Genomic DNA, 6,950 nt, shown 5'->3' with positions numbered 1-6,950 from the left:
ATCGCCCGCCGTTGTCAGATGTGCGTGCAAATACTGTGCCGGCTCATCAGTCGGTGTTAGACGGTGAAGACTCTTATCAGCGAAACGATAACGGTATAACGATTGTGCCGCATTGCTAAGAATCTCAGCCATCAACAGTTCCTCGCCGTTTTTGGTCCACTGCAACACGCGCCAACTTCCAGTCAAGTCGAGGATGCGTTGGGGATGAGTACTGCCATGGAGTGGCGTTAGGTATAAATCATAGTCCTTGCCATTACGGGCAGTAGACGTGTACACAATCGTCTTTCCATCAGGAGAAAACGCCCCGAATTGATGCACTGCCGTGAGATCTTCGGTGATGGGCGATACCTCGGCACTATCTAAATCCATCCAGAATACCTGGTGGTGCTCATTGCCGCCTAGATCCCGCGTCAAGATCACTCCCGCGTCACGGGGCGACGCGTAGATTCCCGAGACACGTTCAGGATAGTCGGTCAACAACCGCGGCCATGCACCAGGAGACGCTATGGAATACACTTGAGCTGTTCCTGTAAGATTCATCAAAAAAAGCCATTCTCTCTTAGCTCTCACATAGACCGGGCTAAAGGCCATTCGCACTCCTAAATACCTCTCAATACCTATCACCATCCATCATCCTTTACATCTTTTCTTACTGTTTCGTGGTCGCATCAGTCTTTTCCTTCTGGCCCCATTTCGCTAATATGGACATATTATTAGGGAGGGATGACGTGACAAAGCGCTTTTCGTGGGTTGAACAAATCTGTCTCATTCTCGCATTTCTCTTTGTCGCCACATCGCTTTACGAGGGCTATCTGATTATTCCCGGAGTCACCAATCATTCGGTCTTTAGCATTTTGCAACGCGCCTTCTTATTGCTCGGACCACTAGCGGCCATTGTAGCGATTACGCGCGGCGCACGCCGAGGACTCTTCTCGATGGTGGTGTTGAGCGGCTGGCTCGTGGTCGTCGGGCTCACCTTTTGGTTCTATAGTCCCCACCAATATTATTATGAATACTATGCTTGGTCCCAAGTAGGCGGGTACCTGATCGTATTAACCCTGTGGATTCTGGGTCGGTACCATCAATGGTTTAAAGCGGTTATCTTGGCCGCCGTCCCGATGTATTTGATTGCCACCATCGTGGTCAGCGTCTACGAAATTATTACCACCCATCACCTTCCCCAATCACGCGAAGGGGGTATTCATGCCAGCCACATTCCCACAGCATTTTATTACGATCCTAACAACCTAGGCGTCGCGATAGCCCTGATGTTGCCATTTGTGGTACTAGCCGGGTTTGCCGTGCGACGACGTGTCGTCTTCGTCTTCAGTGGAATATTGACACTGGTCCTGCTCTACGTCCTCTATAAGACGGGCAGTCGTGGGGGAGAACTGGCCTTAGTCATTGACGCAATCGTTCTCGCCATTATTTTGCCGAAACCGTATCGCCGCTACGCACAAATGCTACTGGGAGCCCTCGTCATCGTGCTCGGCGGACTAATTGTCCTCTTGCAAACCCACCCTAACGCCCACCTGCCCTTCGCACTAGAGAAAATCTCGCACATTATTCACGTCTTTGGAGCAGCGCGTCAGAAGAAGGGTCCAGGATCAGTGCAAATCCGCGAAGCGCTCTATTTGAGTGGACTGCATGGACTTCTCGAACATCCTTGGGGCATGGGAGCACGAGGCGCTGAACGCTACTATCGGTACTGGCTCACCCACCATTCTCGCTATAATACGTTTGGTGTCGTCGACGCCCATAATATGTGGCTCGAAGTGGCCATGAATTTTGGCTTAGAAGGATTTGTCCTCTATGTCGCGTTTTACATTTCTCTCCTCATAGGCGCCGTGCGACTATTGAAGTCACCTGACCTCTGGGGGCAATACATCGGCATGGCCGGGCTGTCCGCCCTGATAGGGTTTATTTTAGGCAGTCTTTCCCCATCTAGTGTCATGATTGGCTATAACCTAATGTGGGTGGTCTATGGTCTAGTCTTAGGGGGAATGGTATTTGTTGCGTCGTCCGACCCCCATAATCGATTCCACGATCAATGGGTCACATCCGTCACGAAAGAGAGGTCGTCATGAAACAGGGGCTCATAAAAGGCATCACCAGTCATGTAGAAACGACCGTAACCGATCAGATGGTCGCGCGTCTGGGAGGGCAGCAAATTCACCCGGTACTAGCCACCGCGCAAATGATTGAATGGATGGAATGGGCGGGTCTGCTCCTCATTCTCCCCTATCTGGAAGAGGAGGAGGATGCGGTCGGGTATGCCATCGACATTGTCCATTTAGCGCCCACCTTGGTCGGAGAATCCTTCTTTGCTGAAGCCACCTTCGAATCATTAGAGAAGAATCGCATTCTGGCCGCAGTGGTGGCACAAAATGCTCGGGGGATCATAGGTCGAGGGCGGTTTGTCCAAGTCTTGGTAAAAAAGGCCTCTCTTAGTGAACGCATTCAGACCCTTACTGCCGAAAACGACTCCTCCCGTTAGTCCGCTAAGGCGCAGCGAAACTGGTGGCGGCGCCACTTAAACCGCCGCTCCATTCCCGAATCCGCGGGAGTGGCAACATACTCACGTGACACGGTGAGACCTCGCGCCACCATTGCGAAGGAGACAGGGCATGAAAAAGATAGGACTCGGAGCCGCTCTTCTCGTCTTAATCGTCATAATCGGGTGGAGAGCGCAGCCTACCTGGATCACAGTATGGAGAGGCGAATTGTCACCCCAAAGGGTTTATATTGTCGGAACCACAGCAGTCGCCCCAGACGCGATTGGTCGACTCTATAATGTTCTCACGCCCAGCAACCATGCCGGACCCGACCTGTCCAACCGGCTTCCCGCGGGAACCAAAATTTATCAAGTACGCGGCACCTCTCCCGGCCAAGACTTGGCGGTCGAAATTCACCGCGATGACTTTGTTCTGGGACGCTACGCTGGCACTCACAAGCCATCGTAGAAACCGGGGACAAGAGGATCGGATCGGTGCTTCACGGCGAGACCTTGGGCTTTGAGCACTCGAAGGTGTCAGCGAGCACTGTCAACCACACCCCACCGTATCGCGACCGATCGTCACCCCTCGGTTACAGTAGGTGAATTAACGCTTCAGCCGTTGCCGTGTTGGTAGCCACGGGAATGCCGCGCACATCAGATATGCGTAGTAGAGCGCTCACATCGGGCTCGTGAGGATGCGCAAATAACGGATCACGAAAAAAGAACAACATCTGAATATCCCCTTGGGCAATCCGCCCTCCCATCTGCTGGTCTCCCCCCATCGGTCCGCTTAAGAGACAATGCACGGGAAGCCCGGTATGATCCGCAATTTGTTGCCCCGTATGCCCGGTAGCAAAGAGTTCGTGACGACTAAAGTGTTCTCGGTTCTTCCCTACAAATGCGACCAACAGAGTCTTCTTGGTATCGTGAGCAATGAGAGCAATCTGCATAGGGTTCCTTCCATTCTCGACGCGACTTTTCTTTCATGCTACCATAGGCCCAGCAAATGACAAGAGCCTAAGGACGTGAGAGCAGTGCGTATCGGCGAGGCTAAGAGCCCCTATGAAGTCGCATGGCTGGAAAAACTGTGGGATGATGAATGGGGCGGACGCGTAATGGTCTCTCGAGGCAAGAGTTATCATTTGCACTCGTTGACCAGTTTTCTTGCCTACGATGATAACATGCTCCCCGTCGGTGCCATTACGATCACCTGCCATGAAAAGCAGGCAGAAATTATGAGTCTTAATGCTCTCGTAGAAGGACAGGGCATTGGTACTGGTCTCTTGATAAAGGCAGAACACTACGTCGCTTCACAGGGAATCCGGCAGATGGTGCTCATCACCAGTAACGATAATATCCGAGCACTCGCCTTTTATCAGAAGCGCGGATATCGTTTGTCTGCCCTCTATCCAGGCGCTGTTGACGAAGCGCGCGTGGTCAAGCCCAGCATTCCCTTGTTGGCTAAGAATGGCATCCCCATTCATGATGAAATTGAGTTAGAAAAGTTTCTGGGATAAGGATTGATTGCTCCATCTTCATTCCATGAAATGCCGTCAAGTGGCGAACCAATCCCCTCGATTAAATTTGCCTTGCCCATTCAGTGTGGTGTGAGAGTGCTGTCTCAAGTACCCAAGGAGTTTCGTGCTAGTGACGGAGACGATGCTGCCCGCGAGACTCCGCATCTCAGTGTGAGGACTGGACAAATTGAAATGCGCAGAACCTTTCAGGCCGGATGAAAGGGCTATCACGAATATGGTCTCCGACTATCGCACGTGTCTACAAAACGGTGATCAAACAACCAGCACGCTGGCAAACCCGCGTTGGCGAAAAGAAAAACTTGTCATGATGCGCCATGTCATCCGACTGACCGCGAACCCATGGAATTGCATCCCTCATACAGGTAAATCTCAGCGCCACCGCGGCACTAACGAGCGAAATCTCAGGCCAACCGAAAATCTTTCGACATCACTGGATAAATCCTTTTCTTAGCATGCTCATGCATCTATACTAACGTTACCAAAATAATTTCAGCAATGAAAAGGAGAGAGATTTGATGGAGGACAGTATCCTTGAAAAAAGGTTATCCCAGATTGAGGAGACGTTAAGTCAGCTCGTAAAAATCGTAGGCGCAACAAATGCCATGCTCATCGAACTGTCCAAGCGGTTTGACGCCCTTGAACAACGGTTTGATGCCCTTGAACAACGGTTTGATGCCTTTGAAATTAATACCAATCACCGATTCGACGACCTATCCAAGCAAATGCGGGTCTTGGTCCGACGTGAGGATAAGACATCTGGGCGCCTCGATACCCTTGAGGTCCTTGTGGAAGAGTCACAGCACGGCCACCGCACATAAATCCGCATATTTATCGCGCCTTCACGAGACATTCGACCCCGTCTTAGCCTTCTCTTCACTGCAATGTCCGACAGGCAGCTCTCTGCACTTTCGCATTATAGGTGAAAAGAAACTTACTCCATTGTGACCCTTAAAAGAAATCGTGTATTCGGATTTTGTGTTTGATCGCTCGTTCTGAAGCGCCTTCGTCGTCCAGCCGCGAAATCGGATTATGTGATTGATTTGGCCGACGTCACGAATTCGACGGATGGCCATTCTTAGGTGATTAACGCGCGGATGGTCCACCATTCGCATCGTTGATCAAGACGCTGGCCGATGCAGATGGTACCGAGACGTTGCGGTTGCTATCATTGCCCGCTTTTCTTCATAAGGTATAGGAGACCACTTCTGCCGGGGCGATTGGGCCGGTGCAAATACTAACCGTGATTAGGCCGTGTGTGGTGGCAGGAACCATCGGCGAATGTATCGAAAACAAGTACCATCGTTTGGATTATCGATGTGCGAATAAATAGTGAACTAAAACGCCGGGGGAAAGGAGGGCCGCGAGGTGGCCAGCGAGATTACCATCAGTCGCGAAATGCTCTTGTGGGCCATATCCAGAGATGAGCAGGATGCCGATTCTCTAATTCAAAAGGTTCCGCGAATTCGGGAATGGCTGGCTGGAGAAAAAAAACCAACGATGCCGCAATTGAAGGATCTTGCCCGAAGAACGCATACGCCTTTGGGATTCTTCTTTTTGCCCGAACCGCCGTCTGATGACGCACTGCCCATTCCCTATTTCCGCACCACGGACGATGGCCGACTCGTGCGCCCGAGTATTAATTTGCTGGATACCGTACGTCAAATGCAACTGCGACAGGACTGGATGCGCGATTTTCTCATTGCCGAGGGAAATCCGCCGGTACCGTTGGTCGGCCGTGCTCGCCGCAGGATGTCGGTCGATGACGTCGTGAAGATAGTGAGGAACGCCTTGGAGCTTGAGCCCGATTGGGCGGACCAGCAACCCAATTGGGAGGATGCCCTGACTAAGCTGCTTGGGGCGGTTGAGCGGTCCGGAGTCCTTGTCATGGTTAGCGGCATGGTGGGCTACAATACGCATCGACTTCTAGACCCGGACGAATTTCGGGGCTTCACGTTGACCGATGAGTACGCGCCGTTGATTTTTGTGAATCGCAGGGATGCCAAGGCGGCGCAAATGTTTACTGTAGCGCATGAGTTGGCCCACGTGGCTCTGAGTAAGAGTGCCGTGTTTGACCTTCGCGACTTACAGGTTGCCAACCATCCGGTAGAAAAGTTTTGCAATCTAGTGGCTGCCGAATTTCTGGTACCTGCAAAGCGAATGCGAGAGAACTGGGCTGGAGCACGACTGATACCGTTGCTCGCCCGTCGATTAAAGGTGAGCGAAATCGTCGTGGCACGACGAGCATTGGACCTTGAACTGATGAGCCAAGAGCAGTTCTTTGAGTTCTATCACGAATATAAGAGTCGAGAATGGGTCAGCAACTCTGGATCTGGCGGCGGCAACTTCCATAGGACGGCTCGATACCGCATGGGGATACCTTTTAGTCGAGCAATCATCCAATCGGTGCGCGAGGGTACGACCTTGTATTCTGAGGCTTATCGGTTAACCGGGTTGAAAAGAGAGACGTTCGAAAAGTATGCGGAATTCATAGAGACATTGTGAAAGGGTGGATAGCCTGTTGTCCGTCATCTATGTGCTCGATACCAACGTTTTGATACAAGCGTACCGCAATTACTATTCGTTTGATTTGGCACCGGGTTTTTGGGACAGTCTGGCCGAGTTCGCCGCGCGCATCCGCGTAATCGATTGGGTTCGTAGCGAAATGGTAGATGAACACGACGACGAGCTAGCTCAGTGGGTTCGCGGTGCCGGTGCAGTCTTGTGCCAACCTGTCATGGAATTGGACAATGTTCGGAGTGCCGTGGTAGCGGAGTATCAAGCTATTGCTCGGCTGGTTCAGATAACCCCCCGCTTTAAAGCTAATCATTACCCAGACAGGGATAATTTCCCAGGATCCGTATTGACAAGGTATACGAAAGGACAACTGAGACAGGAGGACGTGGACAGAAGTGCGT

General features: G+C 51.7%; 9 protein-coding genes. 7 read left to right on the top strand and 2 right to left on the bottom strand.

From position 1 onward, the window contains the following. Window positions 1-627: TolB family protein (locus tag ACOJWD_RS06780; protein ID WP_486992468.1), on the bottom strand; the 627-nt coding region annotated here is incomplete at its 3' end. Window positions 628-728: 101 nt separating this feature from the next. Between ACOJWD_RS06780 and ACOJWD_RS06775 the strand changes: the two genes are divergently transcribed. From ACOJWD_RS06775 to ACOJWD_RS06765, 3 genes are all read left to right on the top strand, one after another. Beyond that, a complete protein-coding gene (locus tag ACOJWD_RS06775) occupies window positions 729-2,087 on the top strand; it encodes an O-antigen ligase family protein (protein WP_486992467.1) in 1,359 nt (452 codons plus the stop codon). Beyond that, window positions 2,084-2,497 (top strand): thioesterase family protein, encoded by a 414-nt coding sequence (locus tag ACOJWD_RS06770; protein ID WP_486992466.1) that lies wholly within the window; start codon window positions 2,084-2,086, stop codon window positions 2,495-2,497. Before ACOJWD_RS06775 ends, ACOJWD_RS06770 begins: the two co-directional genes overlap by 4 nt. 130 nt (window positions 2,498-2,627) lie before the next feature. After that, window positions 2,628-2,963 carry a hypothetical protein gene (locus tag ACOJWD_RS06765; protein WP_486992465.1) on the top strand — a complete coding sequence of 112 codons (336 nt, stop codon included), beginning with the start codon at window positions 2,628-2,630 and terminating at the stop codon, window positions 2,961-2,963. 124 nt (window positions 2,964-3,087) lie between these two features. Here the strand turns inward: ACOJWD_RS06765 and ACOJWD_RS06760 are convergent, their stop codons facing one another. Then, the gene (locus tag ACOJWD_RS06760) at window positions 3,088-3,447 is read right to left on the bottom strand and encodes a methylglyoxal synthase (RefSeq protein ID WP_486992464.1); all 360 of its coding nucleotides are present in this window, start codon (window positions 3,445-3,447) and stop codon (window positions 3,088-3,090) included. Between the two features lie 84 nt (window positions 3,448-3,531). On the opposite strand from ACOJWD_RS06760, the gene ACOJWD_RS06755 reads away from it, so the two are divergent. From ACOJWD_RS06755 to ACOJWD_RS06740, 4 genes are all read left to right on the top strand, one after another. Then, the gene (locus ACOJWD_RS06755; RefSeq protein ID WP_486992463.1) at window positions 3,532-4,014 is read left to right on the top strand and encodes a GNAT family N-acetyltransferase; all 483 of its coding nucleotides are present in this window, start codon (window positions 3,532-3,534) and stop codon (window positions 4,012-4,014) included. A 536-nt stretch (window positions 4,015-4,550) separates the two neighbouring features. Beyond that, complete coding sequence (locus ACOJWD_RS06750; protein ID WP_486992462.1) at window positions 4,551-4,853, top strand: hypothetical protein; 303 nt, start codon at window positions 4,551-4,553, stop codon at window positions 4,851-4,853. Between the two features lie 547 nt (window positions 4,854-5,400). Further along, a complete protein-coding gene (locus tag ACOJWD_RS06745) occupies window positions 5,401-6,537 on the top strand; it encodes an ImmA/IrrE family metallo-endopeptidase (protein WP_486992461.1) in 1,137 nt (378 codons plus the stop codon). Between the two features lie 16 nt (window positions 6,538-6,553). Then, the coding region (locus ACOJWD_RS06740) for a DUF4411 family protein (protein WP_486992460.1) at window positions 6,554-6,950 on the top strand (397 nt) is incomplete at its 3' end.

This window comes from Sulfobacillus sp. TH-112 (genome assembly GCF_057473405.1).
This window is presented reverse-complemented; position numbering and strand designations above follow the sequence as displayed.

Coding starts and splice junctions, on each gene's coding strand:
- ACOJWD_RS06770 (WP_486992466.1), top strand. CDS start 2,084: ATGAAACAGGGGCTCATAAAAGGCATCACCAGTCATGTAGAAACGACC.
- ACOJWD_RS06765 (WP_486992465.1), top strand. CDS start 2,628: ATGAAAAAGATAGGACTCGGAGCCGCTCTTCTCGTCTTAATCGTCATA.
- ACOJWD_RS06760 (WP_486992464.1), bottom strand. CDS start 3,447: ATGCAGATTGCTCTCATTGCTCACGATACCAAGAAGACTCTGTTGGTC.
- ACOJWD_RS06750 (WP_486992462.1), top strand. CDS start 4,551: ATGGAGGACAGTATCCTTGAAAAAAGGTTATCCCAGATTGAGGAGACG.